Source organism: Carboxydothermus islandicus, assembly GCF_001950325.1.
Lineage (GTDB): Bacteria > Bacillota > Z-2901 > Carboxydothermales > Carboxydothermaceae > Carboxydothermus > Carboxydothermus islandicus.
In genome coordinates this window covers 1-1,884 of sequence record NZ_BDJL01000006.1, presented here as the reverse complement: position 1 = coordinate 1,884, position 1,884 = coordinate 1, and the positions used below count along the sequence as shown (strand labels likewise).

Annotated in this window: 1 protein-coding gene; it reads right to left on the bottom strand. The window is 48.5% G+C overall.

All coding sequences use genetic code 11. The annotated features are described in order from the left end of the window. Positions 1 to 71 precede the first annotated feature (71 nt). On the bottom strand, positions 72 to 1,478 hold the full coding sequence (ltrA, locus tag ciss_RS01655; protein WP_077177385.1) for a group II intron reverse transcriptase/maturase: 1,407 nt from the start codon (positions 1,476 to 1,478) through the stop codon (positions 72 to 74). Positions 1,479 to 1,884 lie beyond the last annotated feature (406 nt).

The window sequence follows — 1,884 nt, the reverse complement described above, 5'->3', positions numbered from 1 at the left end:
AATCGAGTAGGAGGGGGTAATTAACCCCCGTCCTCTCACACCACCGTACGTACCGTTCGGTATACGGCGGTTCATGAGTTTACCCGAAGTTGTTGATACCTCTCAACTAAACTTATTAGCCCTTGGTCTTTCCAGTATTGGAGTCCGAGGGCTTTGTTAACTTGCGGTGTGCAGGCTAACCTCCAGTATCCTTTTCTTGACCCGCTAATTTTCCACGCCCATTCTTCTTTTATTCCTAAGGCAATGAGTTTCTTTCTTATCGTCTTCGGTCGCTTCCATTGCTTAAGTAGGCACATCCTTAATCGTCTTCTAATCCATTCGTCCAGGTTCCTCAGTATGCTTGGGGTTTCAATTAGACTGAAATATGCTATCCAGCCATTTAGCTGGCTTTTGAGTTTCTCCAGTCTTTCTTCCATGCTTATTCCCCAGCTCCTCGAGGTCAGTTGTCGTATCTTTTGTTTTATCCTTTCCAGTGACTTCGGTGCTAACCGAATTCGGGGTTCTTTCTCCAGTGTAAAGGAGAATCCAAGAAATTTTCGCTTTACTGGCCGGTCTACTGCGCTTTTCTGCATGTTAACCTTTAGTTTTAGTCGCTCCTCTACAAATTCTTTGACACTGGCCATTACTCTTTCTCCTGCTCGCTTGCTCCTTACATATATGTTACAGTCATCAGCATAACGTACAAAGTTATGACCACGTCTCTCCAGTTCTTTGTCCAGCTCATCCAGCATTATGTTGGCAAGTAAGGGACTTAGTGGTCCTCCCTGCGGAGTCCCTTCTTCGCTTGCTATTACTACCCCGTTTACCATTACTCCTGCTTCTAAGTATGCTCGGATTAGCTTTAGTACCCGCTTGTCTTTGACTTTTCGGGCTACTTTAGCCATAAGGATGTCATGGTTTACCCGGTCGAAGAATTTCTCTAAGTCCATATCTACTACATAGCTGTATCCTTCTTTGATGTATTCTTTCGCTTGTTTTACAGCATCATGCGCTCGTTTACCTGGTCTAAACCCGTAGCTGTGTCTGGAGAATCCTGGGTCAAAGATTGGTGTTAGTATTTGTAGGATGGCTTGCTGGATTAGGCGGTCAAGCACGGTGGGTATTCCTAATAACCTTTTGCCTCCGTCGGGTTTCGGGATTTCGACCCTTCTTACCGGCTTGGGTTTATAGGTTCCGCTTAGTAACTGTTCTTTGATTTGAGGCCATTCAGCCTTGAGGTATGGTACAAGGGATTTTATGTCCATACCGTCAATGCCGGCAGCTCCCTTGTTTCCTTTTACCTGTTTCCAGGCTCTTTTCATGTTTGCCGCGTTAACCACTTTCTCCATCAAGTAGGTATCTGCCTCGCAGGGTTGCTCTTCCACTTGCGCCGGAGATAAGCTCGGCACTCCTGCAGTCCCCCACGGTTTCACCGCTTCCTCCTGCAGGTAGCCCCCTTGCGGAGTTTTCTGCTGTCTTTGCTTATCCCTCGAGCTCATGGTTTGCTCCCCTTTCCTCATGTTCGGCCCTTCCCTTCCGGGCGTCCCCTTCCAGTACTATGGCCTCTGCTGACTCCTGCAGGTTCAGTCATGTCTCTCAACACGAGTTGTTGGTCTCTACCAACGTACCCTGCAGGCCTCCCCGGGTAAGAATGCTTCCTTTCCCTCCATCTACCCGCCTCATTTACCCCTGCAATCTTCGGTAGTATGGCCTTTGCTTTGTTCTGCAAGCTCGACCAATTGCAGTGGCCTTATATGAGGTTCGTGTTCCTCGGGCCGGAGGTTTGCCGCCGGCTTCCTTCAGATTCCACCTCGCGATGGACACCCTTGCCTTAAGCTAACGGCTACTACTACCTTCGCCGTTCAGGACTTTCACCTTATAGGCAACACCCATGCCGGGCGCACA

Bases quoted from the DNA above. Each gene is read 5' to 3' on its own strand.
- ltrA (WP_077177385.1), bottom strand. From the start codon at position 1,478: ATGAGCTCGAGGGATAAGCAAAGACAGCAGAAAACTCCGCAAGGGGGC.